Below are 21,869 nucleotides of genomic sequence, written 5' to 3'. Positions count from 1 at the left end.
CGGTGTCCGATCCGTTGATAGCGCGGTACATCACGAAGGGCGAGCATGTCGCAGACTACACGGATTCTAGCCGCCCTGATCGGCGGCATCGCGATCGGCATCGCCGCCGCCGCCCTATCGCCCGCCAACGCGATCGCGGCGACAGCGGTGACGCAGCCGATCGGGTCGGCGTGGCTGCACGGGTTGCAGATGGTGATCGTACCGCTCGTCGTCGGGCTGCTCGTAACCGGGATCGGCGCGACCACCGAGGCGGCGCGCGCCGGGCGGATCACGGTGCGGGCGATGGTGATGATCGTCGTCATCCTGTGGAGCACGACGATCATGTCCGCGCTGGTCATGCCGTTGATCCTGGATGCCTTCCCGCTGCCCCGCGCGTTAGGCTCCGCACTGCGCGCCGCGCTGACGGGTGCCGCGCCGGTCGGGCCGGTGCCGGGGATCGGCGCGTTCTTCGATACGATCGTGCCGACCAACATCGTCGCGGCCGCGTCCAGCGACTCGTTCCTGCCGCTCACCGTCTTCGCGCTGACGTTCGCGTTCGCCGTGACGAAGCTGCCCGACGATCGCCGCCGCATCCTGACCGGCTTCTTCCAGGCGGTCGTCGACGCGCTGCTGATCATCATCCAATGGGTGCTGAAGCTCGCGCCGATCGGCATCTTCGCGCTCGCCTACGGGGTCGGCGCGCGCACCGGTACGGCGGCGTTCGGCGCGCTCCTGCACTACATCATCTGCGTCTCGGCGATCGGGTTCATCGTCCTGCTGTCCGCCTATCCGATCGGGATGATCGGCGGCCGGGTCGGCTTCGGCCGGTTCGCGCGCGGTCGCGCCGGCACAGGCGGTAGCGATCAGCACGCAGTCGTCGCTCGCCTCGCTGCCGGCGATGCTGAAGGCGTCGACCGATCTCGGTGCGTCGCCCGCCACCGCCGGGATCGTCCTGCCGCTGTCGGTCGCGGTGTTCCGCGCGACCAGCCCGGCGATGAACCTGGCGGTCGCGCTCTACGTCGCGCACTGGCTGGGGCTGCCGATCGGGCCGGGGCAAATGGCGGCGGGCGTGGCGACCGCGGCGATCACGACGATGGGGTCGATCTCGTTGCCGGGCACGATCAGCTTCGTCGCCTCGGTTGCGCCCGTTGCGCTGGCGATGGGGATCCCGCTCGAGGTGCTGGGTCTGCTCATCGCAGTCGAGACCATACCCGACCTGTTTCGGACCGTCGGGAACGTGACGATGGACACCGCCGTTACCATCTCCGTCGCAGCGCGGTCCGATCGCGTCGGCGCTCAGGAGAACACTCATGAAGTATCGCACGCTCGGCCCTGATTTCGAGGTTTCCGCGCTGGGTCTCGGTTGCATGCCGATGGCCGGCATCGGCAAGGGCATGTACGGCGAGGCGAACGCCGACGAGAGCATCGCCACGATCCACCGCGCGATCGAGCTTGGCGTGACGCTGTTCGACACCGCCGAGATCTATGGCCCGCTGGTCAACGAGGAGCTGCTCGGCAAGGCGATCTGGGGCAAGCGCGACGGCGTCGTGATCGCGACCAAGTTCGGCTTCCGCTATGACGAGAACGGGATGACGGGGGTCGATTCCACGCCGGCCAATGTGCGGCGTGCCTGCGAGGGATCGCTCAAGCGGCTGGGGGTCGAAACGATCGACCTGTTGTACCAGCACCGCGTCGATCCTGGCGTGCCGATCGAGGATACTGTCGGCGCGATGGCCGAGCTGGTGCGCGAGGGCAAGGTTCGGCATCTCGGGCTGTCGGAGGCCGGGCTCGACACGATCCGGCGGGCGGCGGCGACGCATCCGATCGCGGCATTGCAAAGCGAATATTCGCTGTGGGAGCGCGATGTCGAGGACGAGATCCTGCCACTGTGTCGCGAACTCGGGATCGGGTTCGTGCCGTATTCGCCGCTCGGGCGCGGCTTCCTGACGGGGCAGATTACCGCGCGGTCGGATCTGCCCGAGGGGACTATCGGCGCAACGATCCGCGGTATTCGGAGGAGAACTTCGCCAAGAACATGGAGATGGTCGCGGTGGTGAAGTCCATCGCCGATGCGCATGGCGCTTCGCCGGCGCAGGTGGCGCTCGCGTGGTTGCTGGCGCAGGGGGATGACATCGTGCCGATCCCGGGATCGAAGCGTCGGGTTACGCTGGAGGACAGCATGAAGGCGGCGGACGTGACGCTGTCGGCAGACGATCTGACGAAGCTGGATGCGGCCGCGCCGCGGGTGGGACGGCGGGGCCGCGCTACGGCGAAAAAGCACTGTCGATGACGCGGATCTGACTGCTCCCCTCCCGCTTGCGGTAGGGGTCGGGGAGGGGTGTGCCTCATACACCGGACGCCAGCACGTACGTCGCGCCCTCCCTAACCCCTCCCGCGAGCGGGAGGGGAATTTTGCTTCACCCTCGCGGCACCTGTTCCCCGCGCGTGTCGAGCCCCGCCGCACTCGGCTCGCCGAGTTCGTTCTGGCCGGCCATCGCGTGATCGACCGTACCCAGCTGGTCGAGATGCATCAGCTTGGTGACGAACGGCGCGAGCACCAGCACGACCACGCCGACGCCGATCGCGAACCAGCCGATCCGGCTGTAGACTTCGAGCACCAGCCCGACGCCGGCGCCCTCGCCGCCGGTCGCCTGCGCGATCAGGCCGGCGAGGAAATTGCCGCCCGCGGTCGCGAGGAACCACGTGCCCATCATCAGCCCGGTCATGCTCGGCACCGAGAGCCGCGTCATCGACGACAGCCCGATCGGCGAGAAGCAGAGCTCGGCCATCGAGTGCAGCATGTAGAGCAGCACGACGAAGATCGCCGGGGTGAGGCCCTGTGCCGGCGCGCCGAGCGTCAGCACGAAGAAGCCTGCACCGACCAGAATCAGGCCGATGCCGAACTTGAACGGAGCGCTCGGCTCGCGCCCTGCCCGCCCGAGCTTGGTCCAGATCGCCGCGAAGACCGGTGCCAGCGTGATGATGAAGAACGGATTGACCGACTGGAATACCGACGCGGGGATGGTCCAGCCGAACACGACGCGGTCGACCGACTGGTCGGTGTAGACGTTGAGCGACGAGCCGGTCTGTTCGAACAGCGCCCAGAACAAGGGCGCGAGCGCGATCAGGAACAGCGCCGCGAAGATCCGGTCGCGGTCGACGCGCGGCAGCTTCGCGACCGCGGTCCACAGGATATAGCCGACCGTGACGAGCGACGCGACGATCAGCGCGGTGCCGACGACGCCCTGGCTACGCACCAGCCACCACGAGACGGCGACGCCGACGATCCCGCCGAGGTAGATCAGCCATTCGATCGACAGACCGGCGACCGGCTTCGAGGCGAGCTTGGCCGGCGCGGGGGATTCACCGACGCCGTGCAACTCGCGACGGAACAGCACGAACACGATCAGGCCGAGCGCCATGCCGATTCCGGCTGCGCCGAAGCCGTATGACCAGCCAACCGTCTCGCCGAGGATACCGACCGCGATCGGCCCGACGAACGCGCCGGTGTTGATCCCCATGTAGAAGATCGAGAACGCGCCGTCGCGGCGCATGTCGTCGCGCGCATAGAGCTGGCCGACGAGCACCGAGATGTTCGCCTTCAGGAAGCCGGTGCCGACGATGATGAAGGCGAGACCGAGATAGAAGCCGTTGAGCGCAGTGCCCTGCACGCCCTGCGGTGCCTCGACGATCGCGAGCAGCAGATGGCCGAGCGTGATGAACACGCCGCCCGCGAGCACCGCCTTGCGCGGCCCCAGGAACCGGTCGGACAGATAGCCGCCGATGATCGGCGTGATGTAGACCAGCGAGGTATACGCGCCGTAGATCGCGTAGGCGGGTTGCTCGGCGAACAGGAAATGCTTGGTGAGGTACAGCACCAGGATCGCGCGCATGCCGTAGAACGAAAACCGCTCCCACAGCTCGGCGAAGAACAGCATGAACAGCCCGCGCGGGTGCCCGAAAAACGTCTTCGCATCGGCGGGAACGCCGCTGCTTGTACTCGCTTTGGCGATAGCGCTGGCCATGGGGTGGTGATGCTCCGTGTGTGCGCCGCTGACGGACGCTCGATCGCGCGCAACTTAACGACAAAGCCCGGACTGTAAATATCGCACATCAGGGCCTATCTGCCGGGACATGCTCAACGATCGCTCCACGCCGCTCTCGCTGCTCGCCACCCGAAGGTCGGGCAAGCCGCGCGATTTGATCGCCCCCGGCCCCGATTCCTACCAGCTGGCGACGATCCTCGAGATCGCGGCGCGGACGCCCGATCATGGCAAGCTCGCGCCGTGGCGGTTCGTGGTAGTCGGCGACGAGCACCGCAAGGCGCTGTCGGCGCTGATCACCGACGCGTATCTCGCCGAGCGTCCCGACGCGTCGCGGCTCGAGCTGGAGTCGCTCGACCAGTTCGCGCATCAGGCGCCGACTCTGGTGGTCGTGCTGTCGTCGCCGAAGGAGAGCAAGATTCCGCTTTGGGAGCAGGAGTTGTCGGCGGGCGCGGCGTGCATGAACCTGCTTCATGCGGTTCATGCCGAGGGGTTCGCGGGCGGCTGGCTGACCGGCTGGGCGGCGTTCTCGGACAAGGTGCGCGATGCGTTCGGATCCGCGTCGGAGCGGATCGCGGGCTTCATGTTCATCGGCACGCCGTCGCGCGCGCTCGACGAACGGCCCCGCCCGGATATGGCACGGCTGGTAAGCCATTGGGGTTCCTGAGGACTCGACTTCCTACGCAATTACTGTATTAAGCCACTATGACAGCGCTCAGCAGCGACGACAGCCCCGTATACATCCGCCTCCGCAGCACGATCGCCGCGGGAATCCTGCGTGGCGACTATCGTGCGGGGGATCAGTTGCCATCGGTCCGCGCGTTCGCCGCCGAGCAGGGTGCGAACCCGCTGACGGTCGCCAAGGCGTATCAGAGCTTCCAGGACGACGGCTATGTCGAGGTGCGGCGCGGGGTCGGGATGTTCGTGATGCCGGGGGCGGCGGAAGCGTTGCGCGTGGCCGAGCGCGAGAATTTCGTGACGACGCAGTGGCCTAGGATTTTGGGGCATATCGATTTGCTGGGGCTGGATGCGCATGACCTGCTGGAGCGTGAGCGGGCCTGAACGTTCGCGAGCGATGCCCTTCTCCCTGCGTTTGTCCTCACTCTTACGAGCTCGGCATAGCGCTCTCCCGTTCGTACTCCCCCACCCCCGTTCGTCCTGAGTAGTCACCGAGTAGGCGCGAAGCCGCGTATCGAGAGGACGTATCGAAGGACAGGTTGGCGCGCGGAACCCATGCTTCGATACGCGCCCTCGATACGCTCCTGACGGAGCTACTCAATCGCTACTCAGCACGAACGGCAATGGGGATAGAAGCCCAACCAGGCCTCAGAAAATCCCCAGCGCGGCGACATCCTCGACGCTCAGGTCGATCCCGAACAACAGGCTCATGCGGATCCGGTACACGCGCGGATCGGTGACCTCGCCGACGCTGGTGTCGGTCCCCGAGCGCCGCCGGTAATTGCGCCCGATCAAAGAGGCGAAGCCGTTGGGCAGGACGATGCTGGCGATCGGCGTGTGCGTGAAACGGCTGGACGGCGCGGTCGAGGTCCAGTGGTTCGACAGCGCGAGATCCGCGTCGAACACTTGCGCGAGCGTGAAGCTATATTGCGGCTGGAACCCCTCGCCTGCCCCGCGACCATCGGTGGTCATCGGATCGCCGTCGCGGAGCAGCATCCAGCCGTTTTCGGTCGCCTCGAGGCGGAAGCGTGCACCGTCGGGCGCGGTCGCCTCGGCGCCGTCGGCGAGCGGGAGGACGGGCGTGTAGCTGCCGCCGAAGCCGGTGTCGGCGATCCAGTCCTGCCCGTCGATCGTCACCAGCGCGAAGGTGTGGGTGAGCGGTGGCGGCACGTCGGTCGCGGCATACCACACGCGCGCGAGCAACGGGCGGGCGGTAAAGCCGAGCTCGGCGAGGGCGTCGAGGAACAGGCGGTTATGCTCGAAACAATAGCCGCCGCGGCGTGCGGTCACGAGCTTCGCGAACACCGACGCGCTGTCGATCGCGAGGCCACGGCCCAGCACGACGTCGAGATCCTCGAACGGGATGGTTTGCCGATGCGCGAGTTGCAGGCGGCCGAGACCGATCGAGTCGAGCGTCGGCCGCGCGGGCATGGCGATGCGGTGGAGGTAGGCGTCGAGTTCGAACATCTGACAGGGTTTCCCATGATTCCCTCACCCCATACCGTTCGTCCCGAGCAGCCGTCGAGTAGCCCTGCAAATGGCGTACAAGGAACGGGCGGGATGCTGGCCTCACCTCATCCCGTCATCCTGGGCTCGACCCAGGATCCAGAGCCGTGGACGCAGCCGCTTTGGCTCTGGATCCTGACTTTCGTCAGGATGACGTGGGGTGGGGTGCGGGCCGCTAGATCAAGCCGCGAACAATTCCGGCTCGATCGAGTAGAGCACCGCCGCGCTGGCGTTCGCCGCAGCGTTGAGGCCCATCGCTTCGGGGACGATCTGGTCGAGGTAGAAGCGCACCGCTGCCGTCTTCATCCGGCCGAAATCGTCGGTGCCGGCGACGCTGCCCTGCCGTTCCATCAGCCAGCCACAGGTCGCGACCGACAGCATCGTGAGGAACGGGTAGCTCGCGGCGAGCTTGTCGTCGGCATCCGCGGTGGCGAGCTTCCGCCCGATCGCTTCGCAGGCATCGACCAGCGCCAGGAGCCGCTCGTCCTTCGCTTCCGCGCGGATGTCGGCGATCAGCGTGGCGAATGCGCCGCCGTTGTCGAGGCCGAGTTTCCGCCCGACCAGGTCCGCCGCCTGGATGCCGTTGGTGCCCTCGTAGATCGGCGTGATGCGGGCATCGCGGAAATACTGCGCGGCGCCGGTTTCCTCGACATAGCCCATGCCGCCGTGGACCTGGATGCCGAGCGATGCGACTTCGTTGCCGAGATCGGTGCCGTGCGCCTTCGCTAGCGGCGTGACGAGTTCCAAGCGATTCCGCGCGGCGCGGTCGCCGAGATTGGCGCGATCGACCTGCCCTGCCGCGTAGTAGACGAGCGCGCGTGCGGCCTGGGTCTGCGCCTTCATCCGCATCAGCATGCGGCGGACGTCGGGATGCTCGACGATCTTGACCGAGTCCTTGCTTGGCGAACCGGCGCGCGCCGACTGCACGCGGTCGAGCGCGTAGGCGACCGCGCCTTGGGTCGCGCCCTCGGCGACCTGCACGCCCTGGAGGCCGACGTTCAACCGCGCGTTGTTCATCATCGTGAACATAGCGCGGATGCCGCCGAGCTCCGCGCCGATCAGCTCGCCGATGCAGTCGTCGTTGTCGCCGAAGCTCAGCACGCAGGTGGGGGACGCGTGGAGCCCCATCTTGTGCTCGATCGAGACGACGCGGACGTCGTTGAAGTCACCCGGCGTGCCGTCTTCCTGGAGGCGGTACTTGGGGACGAGGAAGAGCGAGATGCCCTTTGTCCCGGCCGGTGCGCCCGGTGTCCGCGCAAGGACGAGGTGGACGATGTTCGGCGCCATGTCGTGATCGCCGAACGAGATGTAGATCTTGGTGCCCTTGATGCTCCACTTGCCGTCGCCGAGCGGGGTAGCCGTCGCGCGCAACGCGCCGACGTCGGAGCCGGCCTGCGGCTCGGTGAGGTTCATCGTGCCGGTCCATTCGCCGGTCGCGAGATGGGGCAGATACAGCGCCTGCTGCTCGGGGCTGCCGTGATGCTGGAGCGCCTCGATCGCGCCGACGGTCAGCGTCGGGCACAGCGCGAAACCCATATTGGCCGAGCCGAGCGTGTCGAGCACCGCGGTCTGGATCGCGAACGGGAGGCCCTGCCCGCCCCATTCCTCCTCGACGCCGATCGTGCCCCAGCCGCCTTCGACATAATCCTTGTAAGCCTGGGCGAAACCGTCGGGCATGACGACGCCGTCCGGGGTCCATTTCGCGCCGACCGTGTCGCCGGTGCGGTTGAGCGGGGCCCATTCGCCAGCGGCGAGTTGGCCGACGCCTTCGAGGACCGCGTCGACGACGTCGTCGCTGGCGGCGGCATAGCGTTCGGTGTCGGCGAGCTCGCCGATCCGCACGACATGGTCGAGCACGAAACGCTGTTCGGTGGTTGCTGGAGTGAAGGCCATCGCATCCTCTTATCGCTACGGTTTGGACCCGCTATAGGCCCTCAGGATGACCCGTCCACACCCCGGATTTTACCGTACGGCACGGCCGCGATCGCCGAGGCCGCCGCGCTGATTCGCGACGGGGGAATCGTCGCGGTGCCCACGGAGACGGTGTACGGGCTCGCGGCGGACGCGACCAATGCCAAGGCAGTGGCGCGGATTTATGCCGCGAAGGGCCGCCCGAGTTTCAATCCGCTGATCGTGCATGTGGCGGATCTGGCGGCGGCGGAGCGGATCGCGGTGTTCGATGCGGATGCGTTGGCGCTGGCAAAGGCGTTCTGGCCGGGACCGTTGACGCTGGTGTTGCCGGTGCGGGAGGATTCGGGGATCGCTTCGCTGGTGACCGCAGGATTGGCGACGATAGCGATCCGGGTGCCGCGGCATCGGGCCATGCAGGGGGTGATCGCTGCGTCTGGCCGGCCGTTGGCGGCGCCGTCGGCGAATGCGAGCGGGGGATTTCTCCGACGACGGCTGCGCATGTTGCTGGGAGTCTTGGGGGGAACGTGTCGTTGATTATCGACGACGGGGCGACCGAGGCAGGGCTGGAGTCGACGATCGTGGCGGGGCGGACTGTGCTGCGGCCGGGGCCGGTGACTGGGGAAGCGATCCTAAAGCACTTCCCCGGTGGAGGCCGGGGCCCAGTTGGAACGTCTAAAATAACTGCGCGCAACGCCGATCATAACCGTCCCCCAACTGGGCCCCGGCCTTCGCCGGGGGGCGTGAGAGTGTGGTGACGGCGCCTGGGCAGCTCGAGAGCCACTACGCGCCGAGCAAGGCCCTTCGGTTGAATGCTACGGAGACACATTCGGACGAGTGGCTGATTGGGTTTGGCGAAGTGGCGGGCGACGTTTCATTGTCGGCTTCGGGAAACCTCGTCGAAGCCGCCGCGAAGCTGTTCGACCTGCTCCATGCGGCCGACGCGAACGATCACGCAAAGATCGCCATCGCGCCCATCCCGTTCGACGGCATCGGCGAAGCGATCAATGACCGCCTTCGCCGTGCGGCACATCGTTAAAAGAAGATCGGTTCACGCGAAGGCGCAAAGGCGCGAAGAGGTTTAAGTCTCTCGATATGCCGGAACGGATATACCTAAATCCGACATCTTTGCGCCTTCGCGCCTTCGCGTGAACCCATTCTATCTTACGCGCTAACCGCCGCCTTAGACCGTGCCGCAAAGCTCTTGCGCAGCTTCTGCAGCTTCGGCGGGATCACCGCCATGCAATACGGGTTCGAACGGCCCGACGTCTCCCAGTAATCCTGGTGATAGCCCTCGGCCTCGTACCACGTATCCATCGGCTCGATCGTCGTAACGATCGGCTTGGGCGAATCCGCCTGGGCACGCTCGAGCGCCGCCTGCATCTCGGCCTTCTGTGCATCATCCGCCGGGAACATCGCCGAGCGGTACTGCGTGCCGACATCGTTGCCCTGCCGGTTCAGCGTCGTCGCGTCGTGAGTCGCGAAGAAGATGTCGAGCAGGTCGCCGAGCTTCAGCTGCTCCGGGTCGAAGCCGATCCGGATCGCCTCGGCATGCCCGGTGTCGCCACCGCAGACCTGCTTATAGGTCGGGTTGGGCACGTTCCCGCCAATATACCCGCTCTCGGCGCTCTCCACACCGATCACATCCTTGAACACGGCCTCGGTGCACCAGAAGCAGCCGCCGGCGAGCGTTACATAATCCGTCATCACGATCTCCTTTCCGCCAATGTAGGAAGCCGCTACCGCGCAACAAAGAGGAGACGCGTATGATCGACGGTAAGGTTATGGTCACCGGCGGCGCCGGTTACATCGGCAGCCATGCGGTATTGGCATTGCTCGACGCGGGATACGACGTCGTGGTGCTCGACAACCTCGTCACGGGATTCGACTGGGCGGTCGATCCCCGTGCGGCGCTGGTCGAGGCGAACGTCGCCGACGATGCGAAGGTCCGCGCGGCGATCCGCGAGCACAATGTGAAGGCAATCATGCATTTCGCCGGCTCGGTCGTGGTCCCCGAATCGGTCAGCGATCCGCTCAAATATTACCGCAACAACACCGCCGCGAGCCGTGCGCTGATCGAGAGCGCGGTCGTCGAGGGCGTGCCGCACTTCATCTTCTCGTCGACCGCCGCGACCTATGGCACGCCCGAAAAGGTGCCCGTCGCGGAGGGCGATCCGACCGTGCCGATCAACCCGTACGGCATGTCGAAGCTGATGACCGAGGCGATGCTGCGCGACGTCGCCGCGGCGCACCCGATGAATTACGCGGCGCTGCGCTACTTCAACGTCGCGGGTGCGGATCCGCAAGGGCGCAGCGGCCAGTCGACGGTCGGCGCGACTCATCTGATCAAGATCGCGGTCGAGGCGGCAACCGGCAAGCGCGGCCATGTCGGCGTCTACGGGACCGATTTCGACACCCCCGACGGCACCGGCGTGCGCGATTACATCCACGTCACCGACCTCGCCGCCGCGCATGTCGCCGCGCTGGAGGTGCTGGTCGCCGAACCCACCAAGAGCCACACGCTCAACGCGGGCTATGGCAAGGGCTTCTCGGTGCTCGACGTGCTCGATGCGGTCGACAAGATCACCAACCGCACGATCGAGCGTCGCCTCGAAGGGCGTCGTGCGGGCGACCCGGCGATGCTGATCTCGGACAATCGCGCGATCCTGAAGGCGCTCGACTGGACGCCGCGCCACGCCGATCTCGACGGGATCGTCCGCGATGCGCTGGCGTGGGAGCGTGCGCTCGCCGAGAAGGGTCGCTAGGACGCGGCCGGATCGGTGGGCGGCGTGCCGAAAGCATGCCGCTCGCCGCCGATCGCCTGCCGCGCGCGCGCGCGGTCGCCAGCCACCAGGCGAGTGCCCACAGCGTGCCGAAGCTCCACCCGGCCAGCACGTCGCTCGGCCAGTGAACGCCGAGATACACGCGGCTGCAGCCGATCGCGCCAACCAGCAGGATCGCGACGACGAGCATGTATGCCCGCGTCGCGCGATCCTGAGTCACCTGCGAGGCGAGACCGGCGAGCGTCAGATAGACGATAGCGCTGTTCGCCGAATGCCCGCTGGGGAAGCTCATATGCGTGACCGTGACGAGGTGCGTGACGATGTCGGGACGCGGACGGGCGACGTGCAGCTTGACCAGCTCCACGACGATATTGCCGCTGACGCTCGACGCGACGATCGCGAGTGCGGTCAGCCAGAGCCGCTGGACGATCAGCAGGCCGGCGACGATCACCACGACGATCGTCAGGACGATCCCGCCGCCGAGCGCAGTGACGTCGGCGGCAACCTTCGGCAACCAGGACGGGCCACCCCAGGCGCGCAGGCCGAGGATGATCGAGCGGTCGAACGCGAACGGCCAATGGTCGACCGCGAGACCGACGAGCAGGATGAGAACGATGCCGACCGCAGCGACCGACGCGCCGGCGAGAACCGCGGGCAGACGTCTTTGCGCGCCCTCAGGCGGCGTGCCGTCGATGGTGGGTCCGCCGGGGCTCGAACCCGGGACCTCTCGATTAAAAGTCGCTTGCTCTACCAACTGAGCTACGGACCCCCGCCATCGTGGACCGCGCACCTAGTCGCGCGGGTGCCGTCGGTCAACCATCTGTGCCAATTGGCGGATCGTCCGATGGGTCAGCGGATCGCGCCATTTCGGGACGAGCGCGGCAAGGGGGCCGAGCACGAAGCCGCGGGTGCGGAACGCGGCGTGCGGCACGGTCAGTCCGGGCGACGACCATGCGCCGCCGGACCAGAGGATGATGTCGAGGTCGAGCACGCGGCTGCCCCAGCGGCGGCCGGGGCGGCGGCCGAACCCGCGTTCGATCCGTTTGAGGCGGACCAGTAGCGCGGCGGGGTCCTCGGGCGTTTCGATCAGCGCGACGGCGTTGGCATAGCGGCGGTTCGAGGGACCGAGTGGAGCGCTGGCAACGGTCGGCGATCGGGCCACGACATTCCCGAGCGCCTCCAGCGCGGCGGCGATCCCGCGCTCGGGGGCGCCGTGTCGGCCGCGTCGATTCGAGCCGAGCGCGATCGCATAGGTGGTTGCGGCCGGCGCGATCATCGGGTGCGGGGTTGCAGGCGACATTTGGTCCGCCTAGCGCACTCCGATGGATTCCACACCTTACACCACCGAGCTTCCCGAAACCGTCGACGAGACCGGCGAGATCGACGTCACGACCGTCTTCGCGCCCGTCTCCGCGCTGCCCGAGACCGAACCGCCGCATGACTGCCCGCTCTGCCCGCGCCTCGTCGGCGTGCGCGAGCAGTTGCGGACCGAGTTCCCGACCTGGTGGAACGCGCCCGTCCCCGCGTTCGGCGATCCGGCGGCATGGCTCGGCATCATCGGCCTCGCGCCCGGCAAGCATGGCGCGAACCGCACGGGCCGCGCGTTCACCGGCGATTATGCGGGGCAGTTCCTGTACGAGACGCTCGGGCGGTTCGGGCTGGCCACCGGTACGTATGGCGCGAAGGCCGAGGACGGGCTGGCGCTCGACGGCGCAATCATCCTCAACGCGGTGAAGTGCCTGCCGCCCGAGAACAAGCCGACGCCGGAAGAGATCCGCACCTGCCGGCCGTTCCTCGAGACGCAGGCGGATGCCGTGCCGACCGCGCGCGTGTTCGTGGCGCTGGGGCATATCGCGCATCAGTCGGCGGTGAAGATGCTCGGCGGGCGGTTGCCGAAAGCGCGGTTCGCGCATGGCGCGGAGCATGTGATGCCCGATGGCCGCGTGCTGATCGATAGCTTCCACTGCTCGCGCTACAACGTGAATACCGGCGTGCTGACCGCGGAGATGTTCGACGCGGTGTTCGAGCGGGCGCTGGCGTTGCGCGAGACGGTTTGAAGCCCCTCCTTCGTCATCCTGACGAAAGTCAGGACCCAGGGTAACGAGATGCAGTCCTGTTTGGCTCTGGGTCCTGACTTTCGTCAGGATGACGGGAGGGCGGTATTCGACCACACGATCCTCCCCCGCCAGGGGGAGGTGGCTGGCGCTGGCCAGACGGAGGGGGAGGTAAGTGCAACCCCTGCTCCGTGTCCTCCCCCTCCGTCACCTCCGGTGCCACCTCCCCCTGGCGGGGGAGGATCGTTCGGTTTCTACTACTCGATCACCCAGGCCTCGCCGGCCTCTGGCGTACGGAAGCGATCCGCCGCGATATGCTCGCGGGCCAGCGCTGCGCGGAGGTGGTCGGGCGGTTCGTTAATGCCCTCGGAGGTCAGCTCGAACGTGCCCCAGTGGACGCCGAGCGCATACGCCGCGCCGAGTTGCTCGAACGCCGTCACCGCCTGGTCCGGGCCGATATGGTTGTCGGTCTCGTGCCCCGCGAAATGATACGCGCCGATCGGCAGGATCGCCAAGCGGACCGGTCCGGCGCGGCGAGCCTCGATCGCCCAGCGCATGTCGCCGGGCCCTGTGTCGCCCGCGAAATACAGGTTGCCGCCGGGGAGCGTCACGGTGAAGCCCGCCCATAAGGTCTTGTCGCGGTCGCCGGGGTCGTATTCGCTCCAGTGATGCGCGCGCTCGACGATCACGTCGATGCCGGGACGCAGCGTGACCCGTTCGCCCCAGTCGCGTGCGACCGCGTGGACGCCGTTGCGGGCGAGGATCTGGTCGTTGCCGAGGCCCGTAACGATCAATGGTTTGTCGCGGTGCCAGAGCCGCTTCATCGCGCCCATGTCGAGATGGTCGCGGTGGTCGTGACTGAGCAGGATGAGGTCGATCTTCGGCAGGTCCACAAGCCGCACGCCGGGTTGGCGGACGCGCTTCACGCCGAGGAACTGGACCGGCGACGAGCGCTCGAGCCACATCGGATCGGTCAGGATGTTGAGCCCCTGCGTCTGCACCAGCACGGTCGAATGGCCGATCCAGGTGACGCGCATCGACTGGCCCTCGACACGCGACGGGGGCCGCGTCGGGGTCACGGGGACTTCGGGCCAGCTCCGATAGGGCGGCTTCACCAGATTGCGGAGCAGCGCGACCGGGCCCTGCTTCTGCTCGCCGATACTCCCCTGCACGCCATCGGGGTTGAAGAAGCGCGTGCCGTTGAAGTGATCGCTCGGCGGGATGCTCTTCACCGACGGCGTCGCGCAGCCGGCAAGCAGCGCGAGAACGGGCAATATCGAGCGGGGGCGGAGCATGTCGCGCTGACGAATATGTCACCCGATCATCAGGGTCCAGTCACGCGCGGCGGGTCAGAGCGACCGGCATGGACGATGATTTCGAGGTGCGCGGGTTGCACGAGCAGCTGTCGGAAGAGCGTGCTGCCAGTGGGGAAGCGTTCGATCAGCGGATCGCGTTGTTCACCGCGATCCTGGCGACGCTGGCGGCGGTGACCAGTTTCCTCGGCGGGCATACGCAGAACGAGGCGTTGCTCCACAAGAACGAGGCGGTGCTGATCAAGGCGCAGGCGTCGGATGCGTGGGGCTATTACCAGGCGGAGGATCTGAAGCGGCATATCGCGGAGATGGAGGTCGATCTCGCATCGCCCGGGTTCGGTGCAACGCAGATGGCGAAGCATCGGGCGGATATCGCGCGATACAAGGCGCGCGGGGCTGGGTTGAAGCGGCAGGCGGAGGCGCTCGACCGGCAATCGGCGATGGCGAACGGGGAGTCGGACGAGGCGCTTCGGCCGCATACCAAGCTGGCGCTGGCGGTGACCGCGATCCAGGTGGCGATCGCGCTGGCGTCGATCACCGCGCTGACCGGGCGGCGGTGGTTGCTATGGGTCGCGGGGGCGGCTGCGCTGGTGGGGGCGTTGCTGGCTGGACTGGCTTGGTTCTGATCCTCCCCTGCAAGGGGAGGTGGCGCGAAGCGGCGGAGGGGTGATGCCCTATCGAGAGCGTGTCACCCCTCCGTCATCGCTGCGCGCTGCCACCTCCCCTTGCAGGGGAGAACTGAGCGTCAGATATCCTGAATCAGCCGGCCGTAGAGATCCGGCCGGCGGTCGCGGAAGAAGCCGAAGGCGGCGCGGTGGCGCTTGACGATGTCGAGGTCGATCGTCGCGGTGATCACGCCTTCGTCGTCGCGGCCGAGTTCGGCGAGGATGTCGCCGCGCTCGTCGGCGATGAAGCTGGTACCGTAGAAGGTCTGGCCGTGCTCGACGCCGACGCGGTTGGCGGCGACGATGGGCACGACATTGCTGACCGCGTGGCCGACCATCGCGCGGCGCCAGAGCCGGGCGGTGTCGAGCGAGGTGTCGTGCGGCTCGCTGCCGATCGCGGTCGGGTAGAACAGCACTTCCGCGCCCATCAGCATCATCGCGCGTGCGGTCTCCGGGTACCATTGGTCCCAGCAGACGCCAACGCCGAGCTTGCCGGCGGGGTGGGGCCAGACCTTGAACCCGGTGTTGCCAGGGCGGAAGTAGAACTTCTCCTCGTAGCCGGGACCGTCGGGGATGTGGCTTTTCCGATAGACGCCTTGCACGTTGCCGTCGGGACCGATCATCGCGAGGCTGTTGTAATGATGCGGGCCGTCCGCCTCGAAGAAGCTGGTTGGGATCGTGACTTTCAGCGCTTCGGCGAGCGCCTGCATCGCGAGCACCGCCTTGTGCTCGCCGACCGGGGCGGCGTTGGCGAACAGGCCCTCGTCCTCGACGCGGCAGAAATACTCGCCTTCGAACAGCTCGGGCGGCAGGATCACCTGCGCGCCCTTCGCGGCGGCCTCGTGGACGAGGCGCGAGACGTTGGCGATGTTGCGGTCGATGTTGGGCGTGAAGCCCAGCTGCAGCGCGGCGACGGTGATCTCGGTCATGGCGGCGCATATAAGGTGACGCGCCATGGAGTGCGAGCCTTCTTGCTGTTCCCCGCCTTCGCGGGGGAACAGGAGCGGCGATTGACACTGCCCTGCCCTGTCCGACATGCGCCGGGGATGATGACACCCACCCTCCCCGCAAGCTGGCAGTCGCTCCAAGCCGAGCTCGAGGCGCCGTATATGCGGGCGCTCGATGCGTTCCTGGAGACCGAGCGGGCAGCAGGCGCGCGGATTTTTCCGGACGAGGCGGACCGGTTTCGGGCGCTGGAGCTTACCCCGCTCGATCAGGTGCGGGTCGTGATCCTGGGGCAGGATCCGTATCACGGCGAGGGGCAGGCGCATGGGCTTAGCTTCTCAGTGCGGAAAGGCGTGCGGACACCGCCGAGCCTGGTGAATATCTACAAGGAGCTGGAGGCGGATCTCGGGATCCCGCGAGCGCGCCATGGCATGCTCGATCACTGGGCCGCGCAGGGCGTGCTGTTGCTCAACGCAGTGCTGAGCGTGCGGATGGGCGAGGCGGCGTCGCACCAAAAGCGCGGCTGGGAGCAATTTACCGACGCCGTCATCGCGGCGGTGAACGCGCAGGACAAACCGGTCGTGTTCCTGCTGTGGGGGGCGTATGCGCAGAAGAAGGCGGCGTTCGTCGACGATATCGAAAAGGGCGGGCGACACCTGGTGATCCAGTCCGCGCACCCGTCGCCGCTGGCCGCGCGAACCGGGTTCTTCGGATCGCGGCCGTTTAGCCGGGCCAACGACTTTCTTAGAACCCATGGGCGCACCCCGATCGATTGGGCGCTGCCGGAGACCGACCGATGAGTGACGAATACACCTATGACGAAGCAACCGGCGAATGGGTCGCCGGCGGTGCTACGACCGCGGTGGCGGTGGATGACGGCGCGGTCGTGGTGCGGGATTCGGTCGGCAACGTGCTGGCGGATGGCGATCAGGTGACGCTGATCAAGGACCTGACCGTGAAGGGCGCTGGCCAGACGCTCAAGCGCGGGACGCTGATCAAGTCGATCCGGCTAACCGGCGACGCGCAGGAGATCGACTGTCGGTACGAGGGGATCAAGGGGCTGGTGCTGCGCGCGGAATTCGTTCGGAAACGGTAAGACTGCAACCACGGCGCCGTCGATGCGCGATGAGATGGTGGACATCCGATCGCGTCGCCAAAGTCGGGGTAGTGCCCGATCCATCGCATCACAGGGACATCACAATGGTCAGATGCCGGATGCCCGCCGGCCAGCCTTTTCGCGAAGGACCAGACGGAAAATCCGGGGGCAATCGATCAGATAGCGCCGCCACAGCCGGGCAGGATTCGACATCAGGCGATGCAACCATTCCACGCCGGATTTTTGCATCCAGACCGGCGCCCTGCGCTGGCGGTCGGTCAGGAAATCGATCGACGCACCAACGCACAACGCCACGCCGGGCCGCTCCCGAAACGCGGCCAGCGCGTCGGCGAATCGTTCCTGCTTGGGCGAGCCGAAACACACGAGCAGGATGTCCCAATCGGCATCCGCAGCGTCGTGCAGACAGGCAGACCAGGCCTCGCTCCCCACCGCCATGCTGGCCGGCGATGCGATGAAGGTGGTTCGTGCCTTGGGGAAACGCGCCACCAACGTTCGCCAGTCATCATGGCTGGGTCCGATGATACCGATATTGTGCATCATGTTGTTTGCCAGCAGATCGGCGACGAGATCCGAACCGGGATAGACGTCGAGCGCTACGCCGGTCATCCCGGCCAGCTTTGCCAAGACCCGGCTGTCGCAGATCTGCAGGGCGGCGTGGTCGTACACCGCTTTGATCGCGGGATCCTGATCGGCCCGGGTCACGAAATCGACGTTCGGCGTGATGACGAAGCCGTAGGACTGTCGGGACAGCGTTTCGATACGACGGGTCAATGCCTCGTGGCTCCCCTGCGCGAAGCGGAACCCCAGGAATGCCTTGTCGTCGTGCACCGGCATCGTTGTACTTCGCACTATATCGTCATCCTCGCACCACGGTAGACGACCGGGCAGACCACCCTGCCCCGTCATCCCGTACCGTCTCAATTATTCCTATGGTCGGCGTCCCTATCAGCGGATCGCCATAGTGCAAGCCACGACCTTCGTTCGATCTTTCCCGAACATGGCATGCCGGGATCACTATTGCGCGGCGTGCGGGACCGGCTTGATCATGGCCAATACTGCGCTCTTTTCCATGGAGACGAGGGCGCTCGCCTTGTCGCCGAGACCATAGGACATGACGACCCTGCCATCGTGCTCCGCCAACCCCGCGCAGAACTCGATACCGCGCTTTTCGAAGAAAAACGGCTCGGACATACCGACGACATTCCAGTCGGGATCCAGGACGACGAACCGATGAGGATAGAGCGGCTCCATCTTCGGCAAGCTTGCCGTCAATTTGCGCGCCGCCAGATGCGCCACGCACAGCCAATTTCCATCCCACGCAATGATCTGAGACGACCCGGACCAGTTGGCCAGCGCGGGAATACGGGTCGAACGCCGATATCGCTTCGCCAGACGCTCGCCATCGAACGCATAGACCTGCATGTCTTCAAGACGGTACAGGAACGTCGGCTGCTCGGCGTCCAGCACGGGCATCCAGTTTTTCACGCGGAGCGCCGTGCGGCGAGGGCAACAGCTGGAGCGGCCCGACATCCGTATCGCGGATCTCGGCGATGCACATCGTGTTGCGCGTTCCCGTCCAGTCCGGCATCACGGCGCCTTCCAGATCGGGGACGGCGGCCTGCGGGGCGAGTTGCAGCGCGCTCCATAGTCCGAAGAGCCGTCCATGATCGATGAAGAGGCGTGGATCCTCCAAACCGTTCCGCGCCTCGGGCACGGTCGACCGCGCGACATGGTCGTCGAGACGAAAGGCAGCGACGGGGTTGAGGGAGTCATCGCACTCGACCAGCCAGGTTTCCGACGCGAGATTGTCGATCCCGCCGGGCACGACATAGGCCCCCTGCGCGGTCATGCGATAATTCGGCCGCCGCGCCGCGACGAGCCATTTCCCCTGCCACCGCAGAATGCTCGGATTGCAGAGCCCCTCGACACCCGCCACGCGCAATGGCGTGTGCCGAACGCCTGGGCGCCTCGCCAGCAGCGGCGCGCGAACCGCAAGCAAGGCTTCGCGGATCTGACCAATTCTGAAGTCCAGATATGAGGCAGCCTTTGCGGACCAACGTGCCATGCTCATCCTCGTAAAAATTCAGGTTTTCACCGCGCGAGCGGCGGTACTGCGGTTCGGTCGAGTCGTCCACGAAGCAAACGCTGTGCAAACCCGCCGCTGCGAGCGGAACGACACCAGATCGGCGTGCCTGATACTCGCATGTCCGGCGGGGTGGAGCACCGTGCTCGCGAACGTTGACGGGGGTGCACGCAACGCCTTGCAAGGCCTCGCTGCGGGACATCGGAAAACCGACCGCTCGGCGTGGAATCGAGGCTTTCTACATCAGCTTTTAACCTGCTGTAAAAAAATTGTAAAAAAGTCTTGTCAACGCCAGCAAGATGGTGAACCTTGCTCATGTGTCCGCGTTTGGGACACATATGGAAACGAGACCGGGATACCGGCTTACCAATGGAGTGGGTATGAATAATCACCAGACCGTCATCCGAGAGGCTCCGTCCGCTCAAGGTGCCATGTCCCTGTTGGGCGCTGTGCTCGTCGGTATAACAGTCTGGGCTGGAGCGATTACATACCTGCTGTGACCGACGCAAAACCGCCGCTAGCGGAATGTGTCTAGCGGCGGCGGAGCAGACGCGACGCGCTTCCCCGAGCCCCCCACGGTCTTTGGGCTATTGTTAAGCACGCGAACAAGCTTGTCCCTGACCTTGCGAACGTCCTTGAACAGATTGCTGGTTGCGGCCTTGTCACAGCCGGTCTCGGTCACAGCCAAAGTTTCCGATCCCACCGACGCGTCGACGACATACCCGCCGAACCGCTGGTAGGCACGAGCCAGCGCAGCACCTTCGCGGGTCAATCCCAGCGATGCGATATCGACATCGGGTCGGATCCCGATCAGCGCGCCCATCGGCACAAGTCCCGTATAATTATTCTTGCCGCCGCCGTCGCTCATGCTCGCCGGCCAGACCTTCTGGCCCGCCATGGTCGGTGATTTGCGCAGCATCGTCGTGCTAAAGACCATCGCGACGGCATGCGGGATCTCACCGCGCCGCAATTCGTCGCACCGCACCAGTCCGCCGAGCAGCGATCCGCCGAAGCCGCGAATCCCTTCCGATCGCCCCTCGCCGCTGGCGATGCCCGATCCCTTCAGATCGACGCGTACCAGATAGTTTGCGTGGATCGTCCGATGCGCCGAATCCCAATTGCCGATCCAGGCCTCATACGCCACCTGCCCGGTCGGATCGATCAAGACGGCATGTCCGTCGCTGCCACCGAGAAACTGTACCGAGGACGGCGTCCGCAGGTCGATCGAGCCATTGGTCATTGCTCCACCCGCCGGCCAGGCCGCGGTCGCCGAGCGTCGTTCGAACGTCCACCGCACGAGCGGGTCGCTCTCCTTGGCGCGGTACACGCCAAAGGCTCCGACCGCGATCCAGGCGTAGGACCCGCTATGGTAACCCACGTCGTCGCTGTGGATCATCGCCGTTTCGGCCGCGGTATCGGACTGGAATACCGCACCACGCCCCAGCGGCGTGTTCCATATGCTCGTATCGGCAAACGGCTGGTCGGCGGCTTGCCGCGTGGTCGTCTGGGCCGGGCTCGACGTCGTCAGCACCAGGCTTGCGCCTGCCAGAGCAAGCGCCGGGCCGAACCGCGAATTCACTCTTTTCGTCACGACTGTTCCCTTCGATGCGTCTCCGTTATAGTGAGCGCAATCAGACGCGTATGTAGTGGACGCGTCCGATCCCCTTCCATTCGCCGATGCAAATGCATCGTTCGATCGATTTCGAGGGCCCTCCCCAAAATGACGACGACGCCGCGCGAATTGCGCATCATCGCCCAAGCGGCATCTGCAACATCGGGTGAGAATCCCTATACGAAGCTGCTCTACGACGGGATGTCGGGGCTTCCCGTCCGCATCATTCCGTATACGCGCCATGCCATCGCGACGCAGGCGCCCGATGTCATCCACATCCACTGGCCGGAGTTTCTCGTCAGGTGGGATGCCGGACGGGTGGCCATGATCGCCGATGTCCTCAAGGAGTTTTCGCTGCTCAGGCTGGCGAAGGCGCGTGGCGCGCGGATCGTATGGACCGCGCATGATCTCGGTGCGCATGATCGTCCGGAAGCGGGCCGGCTCTACCGCTGGTTCCTGGCGCGCTTCAACCGAATGATTGATCTGGTGATCAGCCTCAGCCCTTCGGCGCTCGAATCGGTTCAGGCGCGGTTTCCCGAACTTGCCAAAACGCCCGCGCGGGTGATCCTGCATTCGCATTACATCGGCTATTATCCCGCAGCTGCGCCCGTAGCGCCCGCTGCCCCGCTCGCTACTGGCCGCGCGCTCACATTCATGACGTTCGGCCAGCTGCGGCGCTACAAGAACGTCGACGGCCTGATGCGGGCGTTCGGCGAGCGTGCAGCGGGCGAACGACTCATCATCGCTGGAGAAATCCGTGGAACGCAGGCGTTCCGCGAGGAGATTCACGCGCTGGCGGAGACGCCGGGCGTCGAGCTGATCGAACGACGCATCGAGGACGATGCGGTCGCCGGGCTCCATGCACTCGCCGATGTGGTCGTGCTGCCCTACGATCTCGGCACCGCGCTCCATTCGGGCGCGGCCATCCTCGCCTTGTCGTTGAACACGCCGGTCGTGGTGCGCGACACCCCCACCATGCGCGACCTTCAGGCGGTGGTCGGATCGGAATGGCTGGGGGTGTTCGAGGGCGAGCCCGCTGCCGCGCTGGCAGTAGCGGTGGAGTTGGCGGCAAAGCCACGCGCCGCGACGCCCGACCTCAGCCGGATGGACCCGACCCTGCTCGCGCATCAGACGCTCGACGCGTACGCCGCCGCGACGAACCGCGCCGCCGTTTGAGGCCAGC

General features: G+C 66.2%; 20 protein-coding genes, 1 tRNA gene and 4 pseudogenes. 12 read left to right on the top strand and 13 right to left on the bottom strand.

Translation table 11 applies throughout. The features are described from left to right. Positions 1–45 precede the first annotated feature (45 nt). From QP181_RS16485 to QP181_RS16475, 3 genes and pseudogenes are all read left to right on the top strand, one after another. Positions 46–723: pseudogene (locus QP181_RS16485) on the top strand (dicarboxylate/amino acid:cation symporter); the annotation flags it as partial. Positions 724–841: 118 nt separating this feature from the next. Next, positions 842–1,315 carry a cation:dicarboxylate symporter family transporter gene (locus tag QP181_RS16480; protein ID WP_333929665.1) on the top strand — a complete coding sequence of 158 codons (474 nt, stop codon included), beginning with the start codon at positions 842–844 and terminating at the stop codon, positions 1,313–1,315. Next, a pseudogene (locus tag QP181_RS16475) lies at positions 1,290–2,280 on the top strand (aldo/keto reductase). The gene QP181_RS16480 and the pseudogene QP181_RS16475 overlap by 26 nt, the downstream one beginning before the upstream one ends. Positions 2,281–2,396: 116 nt before the next feature. On the opposite strand, the gene QP181_RS16470 reads toward QP181_RS16475, so the two are convergent. Then, the gene (locus tag QP181_RS16470; RefSeq protein WP_333929209.1) at positions 2,397–4,004 is read right to left on the bottom strand and encodes a peptide MFS transporter; all 1,608 of its coding nucleotides are present in this window, start codon (positions 4,002–4,004) and stop codon (positions 2,397–2,399) included. 109 nt (positions 4,005–4,113) lie between these two features. On the opposite strand from QP181_RS16470, the gene QP181_RS16465 reads away from it, so the two are divergent. Next, positions 4,114–4,689, top strand: a complete 576-nt coding sequence (locus QP181_RS16465; protein ID WP_333929208.1) for a nitroreductase family protein — start codon at positions 4,114–4,116, stop codon at positions 4,687–4,689. A 38-nt stretch (positions 4,690–4,727) separates the two neighbouring features. Continuing rightward, entirely contained in the window at positions 4,728–5,084 is a 357-nt protein-coding gene (locus QP181_RS16460) for a GntR family transcriptional regulator (RefSeq protein ID WP_056053547.1), read from the top strand. A 264-nt stretch (positions 5,085–5,348) separates the two neighbouring features. On the opposite strand, the gene QP181_RS16455 is transcribed toward QP181_RS16460, so the two are convergent. Further along, positions 5,349–6,167: an arylamine N-acetyltransferase family protein gene (locus tag QP181_RS16455; RefSeq protein ID WP_333929207.1), complete on the bottom strand. Its 819-nt coding sequence runs from the start codon at positions 6,165–6,167 to the stop codon at positions 5,349–5,351. Between the two features lie 219 nt (positions 6,168–6,386). Continuing rightward, a complete protein-coding gene (locus QP181_RS16450) occupies positions 6,387–8,099 on the bottom strand; it encodes an acyl-CoA dehydrogenase family protein (protein ID WP_333929206.1) in 1,713 nt (570 codons plus the stop codon). Between the two features lie 33 nt (positions 8,100–8,132). Between QP181_RS16450 and QP181_RS16445 the strand changes: the two are divergent. After that, positions 8,133–9,153: pseudogene (locus QP181_RS16445) on the top strand (L-threonylcarbamoyladenylate synthase). 125 nt (positions 9,154–9,278) lie between these two features. Here QP181_RS16445 and msrA read toward each other — a convergent pair. Continuing rightward, positions 9,279–9,821 (bottom strand): peptide-methionine (S)-S-oxide reductase MsrA, encoded by a 543-nt coding sequence (gene msrA / locus QP181_RS16440; protein ID WP_333929205.1) that lies wholly within the window; start codon positions 9,819–9,821, stop codon positions 9,279–9,281. A gap of 59 nt (positions 9,822–9,880) precedes the next feature. On the opposite strand from msrA, the gene galE reads away from it, so the two are divergent. Beyond that, positions 9,881–10,879 carry a UDP-glucose 4-epimerase GalE gene (galE, locus tag QP181_RS16435; protein ID WP_333929204.1) on the top strand — a complete coding sequence of 333 codons (999 nt, stop codon included), beginning with the start codon at positions 9,881–9,883 and terminating at the stop codon, positions 10,877–10,879. An 82-nt stretch (positions 10,880–10,961) separates the two neighbouring features. Here the strand turns inward: galE and QP181_RS16430 are convergent. The 3 genes and pseudogenes from QP181_RS16430 to folK all read right to left on the bottom strand — a co-directional run. After that, positions 10,962–11,348 (bottom strand): annotated as a pseudogene (locus QP181_RS16430) (phosphatase PAP2 family protein); the annotation flags it as partial. A 242-nt stretch (positions 11,349–11,590) separates the two neighbouring features. After that, positions 11,591–11,666 (bottom strand) — tRNA-Lys (locus QP181_RS16425). A 21-nt stretch (positions 11,667–11,687) separates the two neighbouring features. Beyond that, positions 11,688–12,197 carry a 2-amino-4-hydroxy-6-hydroxymethyldihydropteridine diphosphokinase gene (folK, locus tag QP181_RS16420; RefSeq protein WP_333929203.1) on the bottom strand — a complete coding sequence of 170 codons (510 nt, stop codon included), beginning with the start codon at positions 12,195–12,197 and terminating at the stop codon, positions 11,688–11,690. A gap of 22 nt (positions 12,198–12,219) precedes the next feature. Between folK and QP181_RS16415 the strand changes: the two genes are divergently transcribed. Then, a complete protein-coding gene (locus tag QP181_RS16415) occupies positions 12,220–12,954 on the top strand; it encodes a uracil-DNA glycosylase (protein ID WP_333929202.1) in 735 nt (244 codons plus the stop codon). 254 nt (positions 12,955–13,208) lie between these two features. On the opposite strand, the gene QP181_RS16410 is transcribed toward QP181_RS16415, so the two are convergent. After that, the gene (locus tag QP181_RS16410; RefSeq protein WP_333929201.1) at positions 13,209–14,246 is read right to left on the bottom strand and encodes an MBL fold metallo-hydrolase; all 1,038 of its coding nucleotides are present in this window, start codon (positions 14,244–14,246) and stop codon (positions 13,209–13,211) included. Between the two features lie 68 nt (positions 14,247–14,314). On the opposite strand from QP181_RS16410, the gene QP181_RS16405 reads away from it, so the two are divergent. Next, positions 14,315–14,890 carry a DUF4337 domain-containing protein gene (locus QP181_RS16405; RefSeq protein ID WP_333929200.1) on the top strand — a complete coding sequence of 192 codons (576 nt, stop codon included), beginning with the start codon at positions 14,315–14,317 and terminating at the stop codon, positions 14,888–14,890. Between the two features lie 119 nt (positions 14,891–15,009). On the opposite strand, the gene aguB is transcribed toward QP181_RS16405, so the two are convergent. Next, on the bottom strand, positions 15,010–15,858 hold the full coding sequence (aguB, locus tag QP181_RS16400) for an N-carbamoylputrescine amidase (RefSeq protein ID WP_333929199.1): 849 nt from the start codon (positions 15,856–15,858) through the stop codon (positions 15,010–15,012). 120 nt (positions 15,859–15,978) lie between these two features. Here aguB and ung point away from each other — a divergent pair, with 120 nt between their 5' ends. Then, positions 15,979–16,674 (top strand): uracil-DNA glycosylase, encoded by a 696-nt coding sequence (gene ung / locus QP181_RS16395; protein WP_443027560.1) that lies wholly within the window; start codon positions 15,979–15,981, stop codon positions 16,672–16,674. Continuing rightward, positions 16,671–16,970, top strand: a complete 300-nt coding sequence (locus QP181_RS16390; protein ID WP_132742413.1) for an alkylphosphonate utilization protein — start codon at positions 16,671–16,673, stop codon at positions 16,968–16,970. The genes ung and QP181_RS16390 overlap by 4 nt, the downstream gene beginning before the upstream one ends. Positions 16,971–17,078: 108 nt before the next feature. Here the strand turns inward: QP181_RS16390 and QP181_RS16385 are convergent, their stop codons facing one another. From QP181_RS16385 to QP181_RS16370, 4 genes are all read right to left on the bottom strand, one after another. Continuing rightward, positions 17,079–17,825, bottom strand: coding sequence for a WecB/TagA/CpsF family glycosyltransferase (locus QP181_RS16385; RefSeq protein WP_333929197.1), 747 nt, complete (start codon positions 17,823–17,825; stop codon positions 17,079–17,081). Between the two features lie 180 nt (positions 17,826–18,005). Beyond that, on the bottom strand, positions 18,006–18,458 hold the full coding sequence (locus tag QP181_RS16380; protein ID WP_333929196.1) for a hypothetical protein: 453 nt from the start codon (positions 18,456–18,458) through the stop codon (positions 18,006–18,008). Next, positions 18,418–19,056, bottom strand: coding sequence for a hypothetical protein (locus tag QP181_RS16375; RefSeq protein ID WP_333929195.1), 639 nt, complete (start codon positions 19,054–19,056; stop codon positions 18,418–18,420). The genes QP181_RS16380 and QP181_RS16375 overlap by 41 nt, the downstream gene beginning before the upstream one ends. A gap of 535 nt (positions 19,057–19,591) precedes the next feature. Further along, positions 19,592–20,665, bottom strand: a complete 1,074-nt coding sequence (locus QP181_RS16370) for a hypothetical protein (protein WP_333929194.1) — start codon at positions 20,663–20,665, stop codon at positions 19,592–19,594. A gap of 129 nt (positions 20,666–20,794) precedes the next feature. Between QP181_RS16370 and QP181_RS16365 the strand changes: the two genes are divergently transcribed. Further along, the gene (locus tag QP181_RS16365) at positions 20,795–21,862 is read left to right on the top strand and encodes a glycosyltransferase (RefSeq protein ID WP_333923842.1); all 1,068 of its coding nucleotides are present in this window, start codon (positions 20,795–20,797) and stop codon (positions 21,860–21,862) included. The last annotated feature ends 7 nt before the right edge of the window (positions 21,863–21,869 follow it).

Origin of the sequence: Sphingomonas sp. LR55, from assembly GCF_036856015.1 — a bacterium.
Classification (GTDB): domain Bacteria; phylum Pseudomonadota; class Alphaproteobacteria; order Sphingomonadales; family Sphingomonadaceae; genus Sphingomonas.
This window is presented reverse-complemented; position numbering and strand designations above follow the sequence as displayed.